The 18,249-nt window shown below is 73.6% G+C and carries 20 protein-coding genes and 1 pseudogene; 11 read left to right on the plus strand and 10 right to left on the minus strand.

Annotated elements, in window-relative coordinates; translation table 11 throughout:
• Positions 1-39 precede the first annotated feature (39 nt).
• Positions 40-1,308, plus strand: a complete 1,269-nt coding sequence (locus tag ABD358_RS24890) for a type II toxin-antitoxin system HipA family toxin (RefSeq protein ID WP_344633382.1) — start codon at positions 40-42, stop codon at positions 1,306-1,308.
• Between the two features lie 100 nt (positions 1,309-1,408).
• Here the strand turns inward: ABD358_RS24890 and ABD358_RS24895 are convergent, their stop codons facing one another.
• Positions 1,409-1,645, minus strand: a complete 237-nt coding sequence (locus tag ABD358_RS24895; RefSeq protein WP_344633383.1) for a GntR family transcriptional regulator — start codon at positions 1,643-1,645, stop codon at positions 1,409-1,411.
• A gap of 267 nt (positions 1,646-1,912) precedes the next feature.
• Here ABD358_RS24895 and ABD358_RS24900 point away from each other — a divergent pair, with 267 nt between their 5' ends.
• The 4 genes from ABD358_RS24900 (at position 1,913) to ABD358_RS24915 (ending at position 4,604) form a co-directional block, all read left to right on the plus strand.
• The gene (locus ABD358_RS24900; RefSeq protein ID WP_344633384.1) at positions 1,913-2,185 is read left to right on the plus strand and encodes a hypothetical protein; all 273 of its coding nucleotides are present in this window, start codon (positions 1,913-1,915) and stop codon (positions 2,183-2,185) included.
• Positions 2,182-2,640, plus strand: a complete 459-nt coding sequence (locus ABD358_RS24905; protein WP_344633385.1) for a hypothetical protein — start codon at positions 2,182-2,184, stop codon at positions 2,638-2,640. The genes ABD358_RS24900 and ABD358_RS24905 overlap by 4 nt, the downstream gene beginning before the upstream one ends.
• Before the next feature lie 159 nt (positions 2,641-2,799).
• The gene (locus tag ABD358_RS24910) at positions 2,800-3,936 is read left to right on the plus strand and encodes an AAA family ATPase (protein ID WP_344633386.1); all 1,137 of its coding nucleotides are present in this window, start codon (positions 2,800-2,802) and stop codon (positions 3,934-3,936) included.
• A 5-nt stretch (positions 3,937-3,941) separates the two neighbouring features.
• The gene (locus ABD358_RS24915; RefSeq protein ID WP_344633387.1) at positions 3,942-4,604 is read left to right on the plus strand and encodes a DUF4276 family protein; all 663 of its coding nucleotides are present in this window, start codon (positions 3,942-3,944) and stop codon (positions 4,602-4,604) included.
• A gap of 289 nt (positions 4,605-4,893) precedes the next feature.
• Here the strand turns inward: ABD358_RS24915 and ABD358_RS24920 are convergent, their stop codons facing one another.
• Positions 4,894-5,808, minus strand: a complete 915-nt coding sequence (locus ABD358_RS24920) for an NAD(P)-dependent oxidoreductase (protein WP_344633388.1) — start codon at positions 5,806-5,808, stop codon at positions 4,894-4,896.
• A 152-nt stretch (positions 5,809-5,960) separates the two neighbouring features.
• On the opposite strand from ABD358_RS24920, the gene ABD358_RS24925 reads away from it, so the two are divergent.
• On the plus strand, positions 5,961-6,302 hold the full coding sequence (locus ABD358_RS24925) for a winged helix-turn-helix transcriptional regulator (protein WP_344633389.1): 342 nt from the start codon (positions 5,961-5,963) through the stop codon (positions 6,300-6,302).
• Positions 6,303-6,409: 107 nt separating this feature from the next.
• Here the strand turns inward: ABD358_RS24925 and ABD358_RS24930 are convergent, their stop codons facing one another.
• From ABD358_RS24930 to ABD358_RS24955, 6 genes are all read right to left on the minus strand, one after another.
• Entirely contained in the window at positions 6,410-6,910 is a 501-nt protein-coding gene (locus ABD358_RS24930; RefSeq protein WP_344633390.1) for a DUF3574 domain-containing protein, read from the minus strand.
• Positions 6,907-7,920 carry an NsdA family TPR-like regulatory protein gene (locus ABD358_RS24935; RefSeq protein WP_486388656.1) on the minus strand — a complete coding sequence of 338 codons (1,014 nt, stop codon included), beginning with the start codon at positions 7,918-7,920 and terminating at the stop codon, positions 6,907-6,909. Before ABD358_RS24935 ends, ABD358_RS24930 begins: the two co-directional genes overlap by 4 nt.
• A 54-nt stretch (positions 7,921-7,974) precedes the next feature.
• Positions 7,975-9,153 carry an MAB_1171c family putative transporter gene (locus ABD358_RS24940; protein ID WP_344633392.1) on the minus strand — a complete coding sequence of 393 codons (1,179 nt, stop codon included), beginning with the start codon at positions 9,151-9,153 and terminating at the stop codon, positions 7,975-7,977.
• Entirely contained in the window at positions 9,150-9,752 is a 603-nt protein-coding gene (locus tag ABD358_RS24945; RefSeq protein WP_344633393.1) for a toxin, read from the minus strand. The genes ABD358_RS24940 and ABD358_RS24945 overlap by 4 nt, the downstream gene beginning before the upstream one ends.
• Before the next feature lie 168 nt (positions 9,753-9,920).
• A complete protein-coding gene (locus ABD358_RS24950; protein ID WP_425576414.1) occupies positions 9,921-10,664 on the minus strand; it encodes an isocitrate lyase/PEP mutase family protein in 744 nt (247 codons plus the stop codon).
• A gap of 2 nt (positions 10,665-10,666) precedes the next feature.
• The gene (locus tag ABD358_RS24955) at positions 10,667-11,158 is read right to left on the minus strand and encodes a carboxymuconolactone decarboxylase family protein (protein ID WP_425576412.1); all 492 of its coding nucleotides are present in this window, start codon (positions 11,156-11,158) and stop codon (positions 10,667-10,669) included.
• A 47-nt stretch (positions 11,159-11,205) separates the two neighbouring features.
• Between ABD358_RS24955 and pdxR the strand changes: the two genes are divergently transcribed.
• On the plus strand, positions 11,206-12,642 hold the full coding sequence (pdxR, locus tag ABD358_RS24960) for a MocR-like pyridoxine biosynthesis transcription factor PdxR (RefSeq protein WP_344633396.1): 1,437 nt from the start codon (positions 11,206-11,208) through the stop codon (positions 12,640-12,642).
• 71 nt (positions 12,643-12,713) lie between these two features.
• On the opposite strand, the gene rocD is transcribed toward pdxR, so the two are convergent.
• Complete coding sequence (rocD, locus tag ABD358_RS24965) at positions 12,714-13,961, minus strand: ornithine--oxo-acid transaminase (RefSeq protein WP_344633397.1); 1,248 nt, start codon at positions 13,959-13,961, stop codon at positions 12,714-12,716.
• Positions 13,962-14,198: 237 nt separating this feature from the next.
• Here rocD and trpS point away from each other — a divergent pair, with 237 nt between their 5' ends.
• Both trpS and ABD358_RS24975 read left to right on the plus strand, forming a co-directional pair.
• Positions 14,199-15,212 (plus strand): tryptophan--tRNA ligase, encoded by a 1,014-nt coding sequence (trpS, locus tag ABD358_RS24970; protein WP_344633398.1) that lies wholly within the window; start codon positions 14,199-14,201, stop codon positions 15,210-15,212.
• A gap of 56 nt (positions 15,213-15,268) precedes the next feature.
• Positions 15,269-15,850 (plus strand): 2'-5' RNA ligase family protein, encoded by a 582-nt coding sequence (locus ABD358_RS24975; RefSeq protein WP_344633399.1) that lies wholly within the window; start codon positions 15,269-15,271, stop codon positions 15,848-15,850.
• A 110-nt stretch (positions 15,851-15,960) separates the two neighbouring features.
• Here ABD358_RS24975 and ABD358_RS24980 read toward each other — a convergent pair whose 3' ends face one another.
• Complete coding sequence (locus ABD358_RS24980) at positions 15,961-17,370, minus strand: D-alanyl-D-alanine carboxypeptidase family protein (RefSeq protein ID WP_425576415.1); 1,410 nt, start codon at positions 17,368-17,370, stop codon at positions 15,961-15,963.
• Positions 17,371-17,504: 134 nt separating this feature from the next.
• Here ABD358_RS24980 and ABD358_RS24985 point away from each other — a divergent pair, with 134 nt between their 5' ends.
• Together ABD358_RS24985 and ABD358_RS24990 are read left to right on the plus strand one after the other, a co-directional pair.
• The gene (locus tag ABD358_RS24985; protein ID WP_344633400.1) at positions 17,505-17,756 is read left to right on the plus strand and encodes an SCO4848 family membrane protein; all 252 of its coding nucleotides are present in this window, start codon (positions 17,505-17,507) and stop codon (positions 17,754-17,756) included.
• A gap of 97 nt (positions 17,757-17,853) precedes the next feature.
• Positions 17,854-18,249: pseudogene (locus ABD358_RS24990) on the plus strand (metallophosphoesterase); the annotation flags it as partial.

Here is an 18,249-nt window from a genome sequence, read left to right on the forward strand (position 1 = left end):
TCCGGCACACCGCTCACACAGAACAGGGAAACACCGGGGATGAACGCCCTCAAGGAGAAGTACTACGCCGTTCTCCTGCACGGACGCCGGATCGGAACGCTCTGCCAGAGGGGCGACCACACCCGTTTCGTCATGAACGACTCATGCCTGGAGGACCCCTCACGGCCTGTTCTCGGTCTTCGGTTCGAAGAGAATCTGCGCGCCCCGTACGCATCGGCTCTGCGCCTTCCCCGATGGTTCTCCAACCTCCTGCCGGAAGGCCCGCTGCGCGAATGGATCGCCGACGACCGGGGAGTCTCGCTGGACCGGGAGATGGAACTCCTCGCGCAGGTCGGGCACGACCTGCCGGGGGCCGTTCAGGTGTTGCCCGCCGAAGGACCGGACGACGGCTGGGAATGGCCTGAAGGCCTGGAGTCGGGCATGCGGCCGGGGGGATCCCACGGATTCCCCTCCGATTCGCCGTGGCGCTTCTCCCTGGCCGGCGTCGCCCTGAAGTTCTCGATGCTGGCCCGCGGCGACCGGCTCACCGTACCCGCGGCAGGCGAGTACGGCGACTGGCTGGTGAAGTTCCCCGACTACCGGCATCCGGACGTGCCCCGCAACGAGTTCACCATGATGTCCTTGGCCGGGGATGTGGGCCTGGACGTACCCGACGTGCGACTGCTGCACCGCGACGAGCTCGACGGCCTGCCCGACCGGATGTGGCCGAACGACGAGGTGTGGGCCTACGCCGTACGGCGCTTCGACCGGTGCGCGGACGGAACCCGGGCCATGGTCCACATCGAGGACTTCGCGCAGGTGAGGGACAAATACCCACAGGACAAGTACCAGTCGACCTTCGAGACCGTGGCCGCCGTCTCCTATCGCGGGCACGATCTGGAATCGCTGCGGGAGACCGTGCGGCGCATCGCTTTCTCGGTCACCATCGGGAACGGGGACGCCCACCTGAAGAACTGGTCGCTGATCTACCGCGACCGACGTGTCCCCTCTCTGGCTCCGGTCTACGACCTGGTCTCCACCGTTCCGTACGCTCCGGCCGACGAGCCCGAGGACATGGGTTTGAAGTTCGGAGGGAGCAAGCGTTTCGAGACGGTCCGTCCCGCCACGTTCGACCGGCTCGAGTCGGCACTGGACCGGAGGTTCGGTGTGTCGGACGGGCGCCTCTCCGACGTGGCCGTGGACACCGTCCGCCGGGTGCGGGAGGCGTGGCCGAGGCATGAGGAGCGACTCGCGGTCAATCCCGCCCTCCGCGAAGCGGTGGACGCCTGGATCCGCCAGTCCACGTGGCGGTTCCTCCAGAAGGCCTGACACCCGCCGGCACTCCGGCCCCTTGGGGATCGGACCGTCCGGCCGCGGGCCCGGGACGCGCGCCGACGCCCGTCGGCTTCTCCTCTTCCGCCTGCCCCTCTCACTCCCCGCCGGCGACGAACGAGCCCATGCCCGGCCTTGTGGTGATCAGGCCCTCCTCGCGCAGGGCCGCCGTCGCCTTCCTGACCGTGACCCGTGCGTCCCCGAATTCCGCTTCGAGCCGCACTTCGGAGATCAGGTGACGGGGCGGGTAATCGCCGCTGCGGATGCGCTCCCGGACCACGTCGGCGATCTGCTCCCACTTCGGACGGGTCGGGTCGAACTCGAAATCGGTCACCTGCCGAAGGTACGTACCGGCACACACCTGGACATAGAAGCTCACGCCTATAGCTATGAGTAGACAGGGGTATACAGGTCTTCTAGGCTCGGCACAGAGAACCCCCGCGACCGCTGCAACCGGTCCGGGGGCGTGGCCACCAACTTCCAAGGAGTTGATGACGTGCGCGACCTTATCGCGTCCGCCCGGGGCCGGACACGCGGCTCCGTCCTGATCCGCCTGCTCACCCGGCTGTTTCCGGCCACAGGACGGCACCGGAGGAGGTCCGTGTGCCGGCCGTGCGCCGCCCGGCCCGTGCCGGCCGCCGTCCAGGGTTCCCCGGCCGTCCGCAGTCCCGCGCGGCGGTCGCCGTACAGCAGCGAGCAGACCCGGCCGCTGCGCGGGGAGGAGACAGCGCTGGTGCGGCCGTACTGGACCGCGCACGAGCGGGCCGTACGGCGGCGCCGCCGCCGGGTGCTGTGGCTGGCCACGGTGGGGCTGGACCTGGACACCCGCAACATCCACGCCCGCCCCGCGACGGCGGGAGGTGCCCGGTGGTGAGCCGGCCGGAGTACCGGTCCGCGCCCTGCGTCATCGGCCTCCACGCGGACTGCGCCGACGCCGAGCCGTACGACAGCGGCGTGCCCGGGGTGCACCACCTGGCGTGCGCCTGCACCTGCCACCCGGCGCCCCTGCCGCACCCCGAACCGCCGCGGAAGGACGAAGGGGGCTGGTACCGGCTGTGCTGGACCGTCCGGCACCACGATCCCCTGGTGCCGAGGGTGGCCTACGGGGTGCTGGTCGGGCGGGACGTGCCCGCGCTGCTGCGCGGCATGCGCGGCTGCCTGTCCCCACTGGCCTACCACGATCCGGCCCGGGTCCGGGCGGCGGCCGGCGCCCCCGGCGGCTGGCGGTACGAGACGGCGGCCGTCACCGTCCACGCCCACCGCCTCGCCGGCCGGGCCGAGGACGCGCCCCCGCTCGCCTGCCCGCTGCGGAAGGAGGGGCGGGAGTGATGTCCCACGAACGGCCCCGCCGGCGCCTGGAGTCGTGCGCCTGGACCACTCTGCTGGTCGCCGCCTCCACCCTCGCCCTGGTCCTGCTCCTCCAGGCCGCCCACCGCACCGGCTGACGACCGCCCGCGCCCGGGCGGCGTGCGCCGATAGATTGACCACATGGCACGCAGGGTCAAGAGCGTCACCGTCAGCGGCTACAAGTCGATCAGGGAAGTCGAACTGGCCCTGGGCCCGATCACCGTCCTCGTCGGTCCCAACGGCGCGGGCAAGAGCAACTTCATCGAGGCGGTGGAACTGCTCGGGCGCATCGCCGACGGGGACCTGCGGATGGAGGTCGGGCTGCGCGGTGGAGCGGAGGCCATGCTCCACGACGGTGCGAAAGGACCCGCCGCGCGCATCAGACTGCGGGTGGAAGCGGGCGAGGGGAACCTGGACAACGCCTATGAAGCGGTCCTGGTGCCCGCCGCACAAGGAGAGCTGGTCTTCGAACGCGAAGTCGTGGAGTTCCACGACACCGCCCTGTACGAGCAGCCGTGGAACCGGATCATCGGCCGGGGGAACCGCGAGTCGCGGCTTTCCGAGGTGGCCGGGGAGGGACCGCGCGAGGCCGGCGGCGTCGCCCGGCACACGCTCTCGATACTGCGCGGCTGCCGGGTCTACCACTTCCACGACACGACCCCCAACGCCCCCGTGAAGCAGGCGGGTTACGCATCCGATTCGGAAACCCTGCACCCTGACGCGGGCAACCTCGCGCCCTTCCTGCTGAGGCTGAGGGAGGAGCACTCGGGGGAGTACCGGAAGATCGTGCGCACGATCCGCTCCGTCGCGCCGTTCTTCCGCGACTTCACGCTCGCCGAGGACACCGGTGGGCGAGTGCGTCTGAGGTGGAAGCAGATCGGTTCCGACACCGTCTTCCCGGCGGAGGCGCTCTCCGACGGCACGCTGCGGTTCGTGTGCCTGACCGTGCTCCTCCTCCAGCCGAACCCACCGGCGCTGCTGGTCCTGGACGAGCCCGAACTGGGCCTGCACCCGTCCGCGATCAGAGTCCTGGCGGAGTCGCTCCGCTCGGCCGCGACGCGCAGCCAGATCCTCGTGGCCACCCAGTCCGTCACCCTGCTCGACGAGTTCGGACTGGACGAACTCGTCGTCGCCGAGCGGGTCGACGGTGCGACGGAACTCAGACGGCCGGACCCGGAGGAGCTGGCGGCCTGGCTCGACGACTACTCGCTGGGAGACCTCTGGCTGAAGAACCTCCTGGGCGGACGCCCCAGGCCCGAGCGGAAGCGGCGGGGGTGACCGGGATGCGGCAGGTCTGCGTACTGGTGGAGGGCCAGACGGAGGAGAACGTCGTCATGAGGGTCCTCCAGCCGGAACTGAGCGAACGGGGTGTGTGGCTCACCCCGGTGGTGCTCAAGACGCGCCGGGCGGCGGGACAACCGCACAATCGCGGAGGGGTGAGCAGGTGGTCGAGGATCGAGTACGACATCCGGGCGCTGCTGCGGAACTCGGCGGTCGACACGGTGACCACCATGCTCGACTTCTACGGGCTGCCCTCCGACACCCCCGGATGCTCCGGCCTCCCCGCGGGTGACGCGTACGCCCGGGTGGCGCACGTGGAGAAGGCCATGGCGGAATCCATCGGAGACACCCGGTTCCTCCCCTTCCTGGTCCTGCACGAGACGGAGGCGTGGGTGCTGGCCGCGGCCCGGGAACTCGCGGAGCTGGTCGAGTCGCCGAGGTTGGCGGACACACTGGAGAAGCAGATCAAGGCCGCGGGCGGCCCCGAACTCGTCAACGACGGACCCCGGACGGCACCGTCGAAACGGATCCTGAAGGCATACCCCGGATACCACAAGGTCGTGGACGGCCCCGACGCGATCGAGCTCCTCGGCCTCGACGCGCTGCGCGCCGTCTGCCCGCACCTCGACGCCTGGCTGGGACGTCTGGAGTCGTCCGAGCGCTGATCCGCCCGCTTGGACCACGGAACCCGCCCGGGCGTGGTCGTCCGGGCGTGGTCGTCCGGGCGGGAGGAACCCCTTCCCGCCCGGACGCGGGCCGAACACGGCGGTTCAGACCCGTTCCGTCCGCCCGGTGGCGTGGACGGGGGGCGGGCGCGACGGCGGGGGAGGAGCGGCGGATCAGGTCGGGCAGGAGAGTGGCCAGACCGGCGAGGGCCATGACGGCACCGAGCCAGAGGGGGAGCGCGCAGCCCCCAGGCGTCGATGAAGACGGCCTTCCGGTTCGCGTGGGCGTTCACGGTGCCGAGTTCTCCTTAGGGTCGGTGGTGAGCAGGTCGAGGACGCCGTGGATGTCCTCGTCGCCGTGGCCGTCGGCGACCCGGCGTTCCACGAGCCTCATCAGGGGGAGGATCAGGTCCGGGCGGACGCCCAGTTCCTCGCCGGTGTCCAGGAAGTTGGCGAAGGCCGCCGCCTGCATGGCGAGCGGGGAGCCGGCCGGGCCCCCGTGCTCCCCGGTGTCCGCGTACTCGGCGATCCGCGGCAGTGCGGCGTCCGCCATGGTCTTGATCCAGGAGGAGAGCATCGGCGCGAAGTCCCGCGCCCCGACGCCCGCCGCGCGGACCAGGGCGGTGGCGTGGAGGAGGCCGGAGAACATCCCGTACATGCCGGTGAGGAGCGCCAGGTCGTGCAGCGGCGCCAGGCCCGGGTCGGAGCCGAGGTGGGTGGCGGTGCCCAGTACCTCCAGCGTCGTCCGGTGGCGGGCGAAGGCCTCGGGCGAGCCGCTGTAGAGGATCAGGGAGCGGGGGGTGCCGATGAGCGGGGGGACGGCCATGATCCCGCCGTCGAGGTACTCGGCGCCGTGCCCGGCCACCAGCCCGGCGGCCTCCCCGGCCTGCATCGGGGTGCCGTTGGTGAGGTTGACCACCGTCCGCCCCGCCAGGGCGGCGCCCGCGGGGGCGAGGAGGTGGTGGACGGCGGCGTAGTCCAGGACGCACACCACCACCAGCGGGCTCGCCGCCACCGCCTCGGCGGGCGTGGCGGCCCGGACGGCGCCCCGCTCCACCAGCGGCCCGGCCTTCTCCGGCGATCGGTTCCACACGGTGACCGGGTGCCCGGCGGCCAGGAACGCCCCGGCCAGCGCGGACCCCATCCTCCCCAGGCCGATCACCGTCACCGGTGTCCGGTCGCCGTCCACAGGGACAGTGCTCATCGTGTACTCCCGCCTCGGTCGGTTCGTCAGGATTCGTTCGCGCCGCGCACCAACGATCCTCGTTTCTTCCTGACCGGACGACAAGTACCTACTATGAAGTGCGGTACTCACCAAAAGGTAAGCAATGGGCCGGACAAGGGAGTGAGCGGGACATGGGTGCGAAGCGAGGACCCTTCAGCTGCGGTCTGGACGCCGCCGTGGCCGTCGTCGGCGGCAAGTGGAAGCCGCTCATCCTGTGGGAGCTGCACGACGGGGCGCGGCGGTTCGGCGAACTGAGGCGGTCGCTGCGGGGCATCAGCGAGAAGATGCTGATCCAGCAGCTGAGGGAGCTGGAGGCGGACGGCATCGTCCACCGCGAGGTCTACCGGGAGGTCCCGCCGAGGGTCGAGTACTCCCTGACGGAGGCGGGGTCCTCCCTCAACAAGGCGCTGCTGCCGCTCGGCGACTGGGGCGAGGAGCACATGGACCACATCACGGCGGTCCGCGGAGCCTGACCGTCCGCGCGGCGGTCCGCGCGGGCGGCCGGCGCGTGGTCCGGCCGGGGCCGGACCGCCCCCGCGGGAGCGGTCCGGCGGGGCGGGACACCGGCCGGGGCGCGGCCTCAGAAGTCGGCCCGCACCTGCTCGTCGACCCTGCCGACGGACTCCAGGCCGTACATCTCGGTGTACCGGTCGCGGAGGTACTCGATGTCGGCGTCGCGGGCCTCCGCCGTCTCCCTGGGGTAGAGCAGGATCAGCTCGTAGGAGCGTTCGCCGTTGATGGAACCGGTCCTGTCGCGCCACTGGCCGTAGCCCTCCTGGAGGGTCAGGCCGTCGGGGAAGCGCGGGGTGACGTACTCGTCCAGGAAGTCCATGAACTGCTCCTCGGTGATCGGGGGCTCGCCGTTGTGGCGGCCGGTGCCGAAGAAGAGCTGGGTGCGCACGTACGGCCTGGTGTGGGCGGACGCGCCCGGCCGGGACGCCTCGGCGCGGGCGGCGGGTCTGTCGTCCCGCTCCTGGAGCGCCGTCGTGAAGGCGGTGGACGCGCCCGCCGCGCAGACGAGGGCGGCCAGCAGGACGGCGAGGCGGGTGCGGCGGGTGCGGCGGGACGTGTGCGGCGTCATCGGGACTCCGGGGGTTCGGTGGGCAGGTGGTGGACATGTCCTTCACCGGGCCGCTCGCGGGGGAGTTCCCGCGCGAGCAGCTCGGCCAGGTCTCGGGCGGTGCCGCGGAGCCCGCGGGGCACGCGGCGGCCCGCCGCGACGGCGGCGGTCGCCTGTCGCAGGGAGTTCAGGGCCCGTACGGACCCCATGCGGGGGGCGCTCCCGGCCAGGGCGGACAGCCAGGCGTCCGCCTCGCGCCACGCGCCCGCGCGGGCCAGGACACGGCCGAGGTCGGCGGCGAACAGGGCGCGGTAGGCGGGGCCGCCGTCGGACGACACGGCCGCGTGGAGCAGGGCCGCGGCCCCCTCCGCGTCCCCCAGGTCGGCGAGGGCGAGCCCGTGGTGGCCGTCCAGCTCGGCGCGGTCGAACCACCAGCTCCAGGCGGGGTCCCGGTCCGAGGGGCCGTCCGCGGACATCTCCCGGGCGGCGTCCAGGGAGCGCAGCGCCTCCGCCCTCCTGCCGAGCTGGGCGTGCGCCCGCGCCTCGCGCACGTGGAACAGCGCGGCCACCCGAGGCGGCAGGTCCCTCCGGGCCAGGACGGCGGAGGAGGTGCGCAGGGAGGCGAGGGGGCGTTTGAGGTGGGCCTGCTGCATGCTCAGCACGGACAGGACCAGCAGCTCGATGGAGCGCTCCTCCTCGGGGAGGCGCCGCGCCAGGGCGAGCGCCCGCCGGTTGAGGCGGTACGACGGCCCGTGCCGCTCGGCGTCGAACAGGATCCACGCGGCGACCTCGAAGAACTCCGCGAGGTCCGCGCCCGCGGCGACGTCCTCGCCGGCCGCCCCGACCGCCCTCACGGACCGCACCGCCACGGGCGCCGCGCGGCGCGCGCCCAGCGTCCGGTCGAGCGCGAGGAGTTCGGCCGTCATGGCGCGGACGTCCGGCGGGGAGGACGGGCGGGCCGTGCCGGCCGTATGGGCTGTCCGGGGTTCTTCCATCGCTTTCCTGGCGGAGTCGGCCCTGGCCGAAGCCAAGGGTGGGTGTTTCTGCGCGGTCCTGTGCGGTGCGGTGTCGCCGGGCGGGGCCCCTCACTCGTTCCCCGTGGCACCCCGTGCGGCGGGGAGCCGGGCGAAGGACCGCGCCACCTCGGACAGCCAGGCGACCTCCTCCGCGAAGTCGCCGGGGACTTCCGGGCGTTCGGGCGGCGCGGCCGACGGGTGCGGCGCGGCGGACGCGGCGGGCGGGGAAGCCGCCGGGGCCCCGGCCCGCGCGTCGAGGGCGGACCGCAGCAGGCGCGCCTCGTCGGCGGGGGAGCCCCGCTCCGCGCCGCGGACCAGGTGCGGGCCCAGGGCGTGGTACCCGTCGCGGATCTCGATGACGCGCCGGTGGAGCCGGTAGTCGAGGTCGGCCGGGGGGAGCCGGTCCAGCGGCCTCCTCGGCGGCGGTTCGAGCGCGATCACCGGCACCGCGTCGTACAGGGCCCACCACAGGGGGCGCAGCCGCAGGTAGGAGCGGTAGTCGCGCAGCCATGCGGAGAGGGCCGGACCCCAGGACGGCACGGTCCAGCCGAACACCTGGAGGAGCGCCCCGACGCTTCCGGCCAGCCAGTACGCGGGCTCCCAGGCGCTCATGTCGTGGCCGAGCTGGGTGCCGGCCGTCTGGGTGTAGCGGATGCCGCAGTAGACCAGGATCAGCGAGGCGCCCGCGGTGACCGTCCACATGCCCGCGCGCAGCCAGGTGCGGTGGGCGATGCGCGCGTAGCGGTAGGACAGCCGGACGGCCCCGACCTGCCCCACCGCGCAGACGGTGATGTAGAAGAGCAGGTATCCCGCGTAGTCGCGGTCCCGCATGTTGCTCAGCAGGGTGCCCTCGGCGGACGCGGTCTGCCGGTAGGGCTCCACGACGAAGAACAGGGCGACCAGGACCACCAGCGCGACGGAGAACGCCCGCACGCGCCGCCTCGCCAGGACCGCCGCCCGCTCGGGCGGATGCGACCAGTGGACCAGTACGACCTGCTGGGCGGCCGTCAGCACGACCACCGCGGCCTGCGTCATGACCGTGGTCAGGTTCGGGTAGCCGAACAGGCCGGAGACGTCGTCGCGCAGCCAGTTCAGGTCGACGAGGAAGCTGAGCCCGGAGCACAGGAAGTAGGTCTCCAGGGCCCACAGCGCCGGATCGGTTCTGCGCCGCAGGAGTTCGGGGAGCCGGTAGCAGAACGCGGCGAGCCCGGTGAGGGCGCACACGTGGGACAGGACGTCGTAGATCATCCGCGGCCGACGACCCTTTCCACACGGGCCAGGGCGGTGGCGTCCTCGGGAGCCAGGGCGGTGGCGTCCCCGGGGTCCGGGGCGGTCCCGCGGCGGGCGCGCGCCAGGATGAGCGACGCCATCATCTCCGCCTCCTGCTCCGCCCGGTCGTCGTAGGCGGAGCGCTTCAGGGCCCCGCGGACGAGGTCCGGCGCGGCTTCGGGGAACAGCCCCGCGGAGACGGCCGGCCCGGGGAGCGCGCCGAAGTCGTGCTCCCAGATGATGTGGGAGAGCTCGTGGGCGATGATGTGCTCCTGGTGGGGCCCGCTGGTGTTCGCCCGGTACACGATGACGTCCGTGTCCGGCAGGGCGATCCACAGGCCGTGGAGCAGCGGTTCCTCCAGCTCCATGGGGGCGAGGCGGATGGTGCGCCCGCGCTGCCGGCCCACCCGGTCGCAGACGGCCGCGATGTCCGTGACGCCCGCGGCGCCCGTGACGTCCGTGGCGCCGTCGGCCCCGGGGAGGAGGCCGGCCTCGGCGAGGCGTCTCTCGCAGGTGCGCTGCATCTCCCGGAACCGGGCCCGGCGGCGGCCGGGTAAGCGCAGGGGGGACGCTGCCACCGGCGTGTCCTTTCCGGCTCCGCGCCGCGTCGCCTTCGGGGTCCTGGGGAGGGGCGGCGCCGCGGGGCGGTCGGCCGGGTCCTCGGCGCCTCCCGAGAGATCGTCACCAACCGCCGGGCCGCGCGCAACCTCTCACCGCGATTGCGGCGCGGCCGTCGGCAGGTTGGCTCAAAGGCATCCCCGGCCGGCGCGCAGCTCGGCCGCCGTCCGCGCGAGGGCGGCGGCCGAGCGGGCGTGGAGCGAGCCGCCGAAGGTGACGCGGGCGGCGCCCAGCGCGCCCAGCTCGGCGGGGGAGGGGCCGCCGGGGACGCACAGGGCGTTCACCGGCAGGCCGGTCTCCGAGGCGAGCACGGACAGGTGCTCCGGCGGCGCGCAGATGGGGTAGAGGCAGCCGGCGCCGGCCGCCGCGTACAGGCGCCCCCGCTCGACGGCCGCCGCCAGGGGGTCGGGCGCGCCGCGCAGGTACGTGTCGATCCGGGCGTTGACCAGCAGCCTCCCGTCCGCCTCGGCGCACACCTCGGCCAGCCACTCCGCCTGGCGCTCCGGGCCGACCGGCTCCCGCGTGGCCGGGTCGGAGTCCTCCAGGTTGCAGCCGGCCGCCCCGGCCTCCAGCAGCCGCCGGACGATCTCCGCGGGCGCCAGCCCGTAGCCCCGCTCGACGTCGGCCGTCACCGGCACGTCCACCGACCGCGCGATCCGGGCGACGGCCGCGAACATCTCGTCCGCGGGGGTGGTCTCGCCGTCGGCGTACCCGAGAGCGGCGGCGACGGCGCTGCTGGAGGTGGCGAGCGCGGGAAAGCCCGCGCCGGCGAAGGCGCGGGCGCTCACCGCGTCCCACACGTTGGGCAGGACCAGCGGCTCCGGGGCCCGGTGGAGGGCGCGGAACGCCTCCACCGGGCCGGGGGCGGGCACGGTCACTCGCCGTCGCCGTTCTTCAGCGAGGCGGGCACCGCCCGGGTGGTCACCTGGAAGCGGTTCCAGGCGTTGATGGCGATGATCTGGGCGATCAGGTGGGCCAGTTCGGTCTCGTCGAAGTGCTCGGCGGCCCGCCGGTACACCTCGTCCGGCACGAAGCCGTCGGTCAGCAGCGTGATCGCCTCGGTGAGGGCGAGCGCCGCCTGCTCCCTCTCGGTGAACAGGCCCGCGGACTCCTCCCAGGCGGCGATCAGATCCAGCCGGAGCTGGGACTCGCCCATCTTCCGGGCGTCGGTGAGGTGCATGTCCAGGCAGAAGGCGCACTTGTTGATCTGCGAGGCCCGGATCTTCACCAACTCGGCGATCACCGGGTCGAGTTCCTTGGCCGCGGCGGCCTGGAAGGCGGACATGCCCTGGTAGACGGCGGGCACGAGCTTCCAGATGTTCATACGGGGGCCGTGCGTGCCGCGTTCTTCCTGAGTGGTCGTCATACCCATGACCCTAGGCCGGGTACGGCCCACGGGTATGGTCCATTTCCGTGCGGGAATCATGGGCCACTTCGGGCAGCGACCTCCATCTGGACCTCGGCGGGCCGGGCGGGCTGCGGGCGTCGCTGACGCGCGCCCTGCGCGAGGCGGTGCGCAGCGGCCGGCTCGCCCCCGGCACCCGGCTGCCCTCCTCCCGGTCGCTCGCCGCCGACCTCGGCGTCGCCCGCAACACCGTGGCCGACGCGTACGCCGAACTCGTCGCCGAGGGATGGCTCACCGCCCGCCAGGGCTCCGGCACCCGCGTCGCCGAGCGCGTCGAACCCACCACGCGCCGGCTCGCGGCCGTCCGGCGGAAGCCCGCAGCGCCCGCGCGCACGCCGGAGCGCCCCCGCCACGACCTGCGCTCCGGGCGGCCGGACGTCTCCGCCTTCCCCCGGTCCGCCTGGCTCGCCTCCACCCGCCGCGCCCTGACCGCCGCCCCCGCCGCCGCCTTCGGCTACGACTACGACGACCCGCTCGGCCGCCCGGAACTGCGCCGGGCGCTGGCCGGCTACCTCGCCCGCGCGCGGGGGGTGCGCGCCGACCCGGACCGGATCGTGGTCTGCGCGGGCTTCGTCCGCGCCCTGACGCTGCTGGGCGGACTGCTCGGCGGGACGGTGGCCGTGGAGTCCCACGGCCTGTGGATCCACCGCGACCTGCTCGCCCGCGCCGGAGCGCGGACGGTCCCGCTGCCGGTGGACGACAAGGGCGCCGACGTGACCGCCCTCCCCGGCACCGGGGCGAAGGCCGTCCTCCTCACCCCCGCCCACCAGTACCCGACCGGCGTCCCCCTCCACCCCGACCGGCGGGCGGCCGTGGCCGACTGGGCGCGGTCCACCGGGGGCCTGGTACTGGAGGACGACTACGACGGGGAGTTCCGCTACGACCGCCGGTCCGTCGGCGCGCTCCAGGACCTCGCCCCCGAGCGGGTGGTCTACCTCGGCACCGCCAGCAAGAGCCTCGCGCCGGGGCTGCGGCTGGCCTGGATGGCGGTGCCCGAGCCGCTGGTGGACGCGGTGCTGGCCGCCCGGCGGGAGACCGCGGAGACCTGCGGCGCCCTGGACCAGCTCGCCCTGGCCGACTTCATCGAGTCCGGCTCGTACGACCGGCACCTGCGCGCCATGCGGGTGCGCTACCGCCGCCGCCGCGACCGGCTCGTGGCCGCCCTCGCCGAGCGCGTCCCCGCCGTGCGGGTCACCGGCATCGCGGCCGGGCTGCACGTCGTGCTGGAGCTGCCGCCGGGTACGGAGGAGGCGGCGCTGCGGGCGGCGGCGCGGGAGGGGGTGGCCGTGGAGGGCCTCGCCCGGTTCCGGCACCCGGAGAGCCCCGGCGCGGGCCCCGATGGGCTGGTCGTCGGCTACGGCACCCCGCCGGAGCACGCCTTCGCCGCGGCCGTGGACGCCCTGTGCCGGGCGCTGGCCGCCGCCCTGGGGCGGGCGGCGGCCTGAGCGGGGCGGGCCCCGGCGGACGGCCCGCCCGGACGCCCGGAAGCCCGGAGACCAGGCCCGGACGCCCCGCCTCAGACGCCCAGGACCTCGCGGAGCCGGTCCAGACCCCAGTCCAGGTCCTCCTTGGAGATCACCAGCGGCGGGGCGATGCGGATCGTCGAACCGTGGGTGTCCTTCACCAGGACGCCCCGCTCCATCAGCAGCTCGGAGACGCGCCGTCCCGTGCCCAGGGACGGGGCGACGTCCACACCCGCCCACAGCCCCCGTCCGCGCACCGCCTCGACCGCGCCGCCGCCCACCAGCGGGCCCAGCTCGCGGTGGAGGTGCTCGCCCAGCTCCGCGGCCCGCTCCTGGAACTCCCCGGTCCGCAGCATCGCGACGACCTCCAGCGCCACCGCGCAGGCCAGCGGGTTGCCGCCGAACGTCGAACCGTGCTCGCCGGGCCGGAAGACGCCCAGCACCTCGGCCGAGGAGACCACCGCCGAGACCGGCACGATGCCGCCCCCGAGCGCCTTGCCCAGCACGTACACGTCCGGGACGACGCCCTCGTGCTCGCACGCGAAGGTCCTCCCGGTGCGGCCCAGGCCCGACTGGATCTCGTCCGCGACGAACAGCACGTTCCGCTCGCGGGTCAGCTCGCGCACCCCCGCCAGGTAGCCCGGCGGCGGCACCAGCACGCCCGCCTCGCCCTGGATCGGCTCCAGCAGCACGGCGACGGTGTTCTCCGGTTCGGCGTCGAGCGCCGCCCGGAGCGCCTCCAGGTCGCCGTAGGGGACGGTCTCGAAGCCCGGGGTGTAGGGCGCGTAGTCGGCGCGGGCCTCCGGGTCGGTGGAGAAGCTGACGATGGTGGTGGTGCGGCCGTGGAAGTTGTTCTCGGCGACGATGATCCTCGCCCGCCCGTCCGGCACCCCCTTGACGCGGTAGCCCCACTTGCGGGCGGTCTTGACCGCCGTCTCCACCGCCTCGGCGCCGGTGTTCATCGGCAGCACCGCCTCCATGCCGCACAGGTCGGCCAGCTCGGTGCAGAAGGCCGCGAAGCGGTCGTGGTAGAAGGCGCGGGAGGTGAGCGTGAGCCGCTCCAGCTGCCGCCGGGCGGCCTCGACCAGCCGGGGATGGCCGTGGCCGAAGTTCAGCGCCGAGTACCCGGCGAGCATGTCGAGGTAGCGACGGCCCTCGACGTCGGTCATCCAGGCCCCCTCCGCCGCCGTGACGACGACCGGCAGGGGGTGGTAGTTGTGGGCGCTGTGCGCGTCGGCGGCGGCGATCAGCTCCGCGGACGGTCCTGCCGACGGTGTCGGTGATCCTGTTGATGCGGCCATGGGACGCTCCGGTTCGGGTGGGCGGAGACGGACGGGTGCACCGGCGATCCTGCGGCGGTCGCCGCGTGTGATGCCTATCTCTATCGTCGTACGCCCGTTCCGCGAAGAAACCCTCCGGCGGCCGTGTCCCGCTCCGCGCCGGGGAGCGCCGAGGGCGCGCACGGCGCCCGGTACCCGCGGTGAACGGCGCCCGGTACTCCGGTGAGCGGTGCGGCGGACCTCTGCGAGAATGGCGCCATGGCCACTGACCGTCCCCGTGTTCTCTCAGGCATCCAGCCCACCGCGGGCTCCTTCCACCTCGGCAACTACCTCGGTGCCGTCCGTCAGTGGGTGGAGCTGCAGGAGACCCACGACGCCTTCTACGCGGTCGTCGACCTGCACGCCATCACCGTCCCGCAGGACCCGAAGGCCCTGCGCGACGCCACCAGGCTGGCCGCCGCCCAGCTCCTGGCCGCGGGCCTGGACCCGGAACGCTGCACGCTGTTCGTCCAGAGCCACGTGCCCGAGCACGCGCAGCTCGCCTGGGTGATGAACTGCCTCACCGGTTTCGGCGAGGCGTCGCGGATGACGCAGTTCAAGGACAAGAGCGCGCGGCAGGGCGCCGAGGGAACGTCGGTCGGCCTGTTCACCTACCCGATCCTCCAGGTCGCGGACATCCTCCTGTACCAGGCCGACCAGGTCCCGGTCGGGGAGGACCAGCGCCAGCACATCGAGCTGACCCGCGACCTCGCCGAGCGCTTCAACAGCCGCTACGGCCACACCTTCACCGTGCCCTCGGCGTACATCCTGAAGGACACCGCCAAGATCTACGACCTCCAGGACCCGACGGCGAAGATGAGCAAGTCGGCCGCCTCGCCCAAGGGCGTGGTCAGCCTGCTCGACGACCCCAGGACGTCCGCGAAGAAGATCAAGAGCGCGGTGACCGACACCGGCACCGAGATCCGCTACGACGAGAAGGAGAAGCCGGGCGTCAGCAACCTGCTGGTGATCTACGCCGCTCTCACCGGCACCGGCATCCCCGAACTGGAGCAGCAGTACGCGGGCAAGGGCTACGGTGCCCTCAAGACGGACCTCGCCGAGGTCGTCGCCGCCTGGGTGGCCCCCTTCCAGGAGCGCACCCGGGAATACCTGGAGGACCCGGAGACGTTGGACTCTGTTCTGGCCAAGGGTGCGGAGAAGGCCCGCACGGTCGCCGCGGAGACGCTGGCGCGGGCCTACGAGAAGGTGGGCTTCGTGCCCGCCAAGCACTGATCCGGACACCGCCGACCCTGGGGGACAGACAGACGAGGCAGAGGAAGGAGAAGCACGTGGGGACCGTCACGCTCGGCGTATCGATCGCGGTCCCGGAGCCCTACGGCAGCCTGCTCCAGGAGCGGCGCGCGGGCTTCGGCGATCCCGCGGCTCATGGCATCCCCACCCACGTGACCCTCCTGCCGCCCACCGAGGTGGACGCCGCCCGCCGCCCCGAGATCGAGGAACACCTCGCCGAGGTGGCCGCGGCGGGCCGGTCCTTCCCGATGCGGCTGTCGGGCACGGGCACCTTCCGCCCGCTGTCGCCGGTCGTCTTCGTGCAGGTCGTCGAGGGTTCGGCGGCCTGCGGACGGCTCCAGGAACGCGTCCGCGCGGCCGACGGACCGCTGGCGCGCGACCTGCCGTTCCCCTACCACCCGCACGTCACGGTCGCCCACGGCATCGCCGAGGAGGCGATGGACCGGGCGTACGCCGAGCTGGCCGACTTCGAGGCGGCCTGGACGGCGACGGGGTTCGCGCTGTACGAGCAGGGCGCCGACTGCGTGTGGCGCCTCCAGCGCGAGTTCGCCTTCGGCTCCTCGTCCCTGTCCCTGCCGCAGCAGCCGGCCTTCTCCCGTCCCCCGGCCCCCTCGCTCTGACCCCGCCCCGACACGCTCGGCCTGCCCCGACGTGCCCTGACCTGCTCTGACGCGCTCTGACGGCGTGTTCCGACGGGCGCCGGGGGCCCGTGGGCCCCCGGCGAACGGGGTCAGGCCTTCCCGTCCGGGCCGTCCGCCGCCTCGCCGCCGTTCTTTCCGGCAGGTCCCCCGGCGGGTTCTCCGGCGGTTCCGGGAGCGCCGGGGCGGTCCGGCTTCCCCCGGCTTCCGAGGACGGAGCCTCCCGGGGTGCCGCGTCCCCTCCCCGGCAGGGCCGGCAGCGGCCAGCGGCGGTGGACGCCCCAGGCCCCCGCGCCGAGCACGGCCAGGACCGCCGCCACGACCAGCAGGGCCGTACCGGCGCCGCCCGACGGCCGCTGCGCGCCCGCCGCGGTGTGGCCGTCGGGCCGGGCGCCCGCGTCGGCCGGATCGCCGGGCCTGTCGTCGCTGTTCTTGCCCTCGCCGCTGCCCGCCCCGTCCGGCGGAACCAGCTCGCCCACGGGAACGACCTTGCCGGCGGCGTCGAAGCCCCAGTCGAGGAGCTCCGCGGTCTCCTTGTAGACGCGCACCCCGTTCTCCTCGGGGTGCATGGCGGTGACCAGCAGCACCCGGTCGCCGCGCTGGGCGACCCCGGTGAAGGTGGAGCCGGCCTTCGAGGTGTAGCCGTTCTTGACGCCCGCGATGCCGTCGTAGGGCTCCAGACCCACGTCACCGGTCAGCAGCCGGTTGGTGTTCTGGATCTCGAAGGTCTCCCGCTTCTTCTTGCCGTCCTTGCCCTTCTTCACCTCGCCGGGGAACTGGGCCCTGACGGTCGCCGCGTACTCGCGGAACTTCGGCTTCTGCATCCCGGAGCGGGCTATCAGGGTCAGGTCGTAGGCGGAGGAGACCTGCCCCTCGGCGTCGTACCCGTCGGGGCTGACGACGCGGGTGTCGTCCGCGCCCAGCACACGGGCGTGCTCGTTCATCTCCCGGACGGTCTTGTCGATGCCGCCGTTCATGGCGGACAGCACGTGGACCGCGTCGTTGCCGGAGCGGAGGAACACCCCCAGCCACAGGTCGCGGACGGTGTAGGTGAGGCCCTCCTTGATGCCGACCATGCTGCTGCCGGGCCCGACGCCCGCCAGCTCCTCGCGGGTGACCCGGTGGACCTCGTCCTCGCCGAACTTCGGGAGCAGGGTGTCGGCGAACAGCATCTTGAGGGTGCTGGCCGGGGCGAGCGGCCAGTGCGCGTTCTTCGCCGCCAGCACCTCGCCGGTCTCGGCGTCCGCGACGATCCACGACCGCGAGGTGATCGAGTCCGGCAGTTCGGGGGCGTCCGCACCGGACCTGGGACGTATCTGGACCCCGGGCAGGCCGAGCAGTTCACCGCCCACGGTGGACATCCCGGCGGGTGGTCTGGGCTCACCGGGTTTCTCGGACACCGTGAGCGCCGCGGCCGGGGAGCCGGCGAGCAGGAACGGGACGAGCAGTGCGGCGATGGCGGCCCTCGGGCCGCGGGCGCTGCGCACACGGCGCGCGCGGATGTTGACGGAGTGGCTCTTGGACACGGAGCGAACGTACCGGCACAACGGCGCGGACGGGCTATCGAAGGGCCCATCGCGGTATCCGCCGACGCCCCTGCCGGTGATTCCGTTGGGCCGATGGAGATACTGGGAGTGTGAAACTGTCTCGTCCCGTCTCGTGGTTCCTGCTCGCCTTCGGGGTGTGGAGCTGGTTCATCTGGATCAACTTCCTCAGGAACCTGTGGAAGGACAGCGGGGGCCTGGCGTTCGACGACGCCGGCGACCCCACCGCGTACTTCTGGATCCACCTGCTGCTGGCCGTCACGTCCCTCGTGCTGGGGACGGTGATCGGCGTCATCGGGCTGCGGGGCGTGCGCGCGCTGCGCGGACGCGGGACGAGCGGCTGAGCGCGGCGGCGGACCCCGGAGCCGGCCGCCGTCCGGGCGCAGGGAAGAATCGGGGGAGGAACCGGGCGGTGAACCGGGCGGGAGAGGGAAAACGGGGATGATCGTGGTCTACGCGGCCGTCGCGCTGCTGATGGTCGGCCTGCTGGCCGGCGCGCACTGGTACCTGTGGCGGCGGCTGGTGCGCGACGTGTCGGCGCCGGGCACCTGGTACAGACGCCTGGGCACGGTGCTGGTCGTCCTGCTGCCGCTCACCACCGTCGCCTCCCAGACCGTCCGCCGGACCGGGCTGTCCTTCACCGTCGAGCGGATCCTCGCCTGGCCGGGCTACCTCTGGCTCGCCCTGCTCCTCTACCTGCTGCTGGCCCTGCTGGCGGGCGAGGCCGTCCGCCCGCTGCTGCGCCGCCTCCTGGAGCGGCGGGACGCCGCCCGCGCGGCCCCCGGCACCGTCGCCGCCGACGGCACGGCCGGCGCCGCCCCCGCGGGCGGCCCGGCG

It is taken from the genome of Streptomyces glaucosporus, assembly GCF_039533345.1.
Taxonomy (GTDB): domain Bacteria; phylum Actinomycetota; class Actinomycetes; order Streptomycetales; family Streptomycetaceae; genus Streptomyces; species Streptomyces glaucosporus.

What these genes read in the sequence shown, in the direction of transcription:
- ABD358_RS24915 (WP_344633387.1), top strand. Translation starts at nt 3,942, where the DNA reads ATGCGGCAGGTCTGCGTACTGGTGGAGGGCCAGACGGAGGAGAACGTC.
- ABD358_RS24940 (WP_344633392.1), bottom strand. Translation starts at nt 9,153, where the DNA reads ATGATCTACGACGTCCTGTCCCACGTGTGCGCCCTCACCGGGCTCGCC.
- ABD358_RS24890 (WP_344633382.1), top strand. Translation starts at nt 40, where the DNA reads ATGAACGCCCTCAAGGAGAAGTACTACGCCGTTCTCCTGCACGGACGC.
- trpS (WP_344633398.1), top strand. Translation starts at nt 14,199, where the DNA reads ATGGCCACTGACCGTCCCCGTGTTCTCTCAGGCATCCAGCCCACCGCG.
- ABD358_RS24925 (WP_344633389.1), top strand. Translation starts at nt 5,961, where the DNA reads ATGGGTGCGAAGCGAGGACCCTTCAGCTGCGGTCTGGACGCCGCCGTG.
- ABD358_RS24910 (WP_344633386.1), top strand. Translation starts at nt 2,800, where the DNA reads ATGGCACGCAGGGTCAAGAGCGTCACCGTCAGCGGCTACAAGTCGATC.
- ABD358_RS24930 (WP_344633390.1), bottom strand. Translation starts at nt 6,910, where the DNA reads ATGACGCCGCACACGTCCCGCCGCACCCGCCGCACCCGCCTCGCCGTC.
- ABD358_RS24920 (WP_344633388.1), bottom strand. Translation starts at nt 5,808, where the DNA reads ATGAGCACTGTCCCTGTGGACGGCGACCGGACACCGGTGACGGTGATC.
- rocD (WP_344633397.1), bottom strand. Translation starts at nt 13,961, where the DNA reads ATGGCCGCATCAACAGGATCACCGACACCGTCGGCAGGACCGTCCGCG.
- ABD358_RS24955 (WP_425576412.1), bottom strand. Translation starts at nt 11,158, where the DNA reads ATGACGACCACTCAGGAAGAACGCGGCACGCACGGCCCCCGTATGAAC.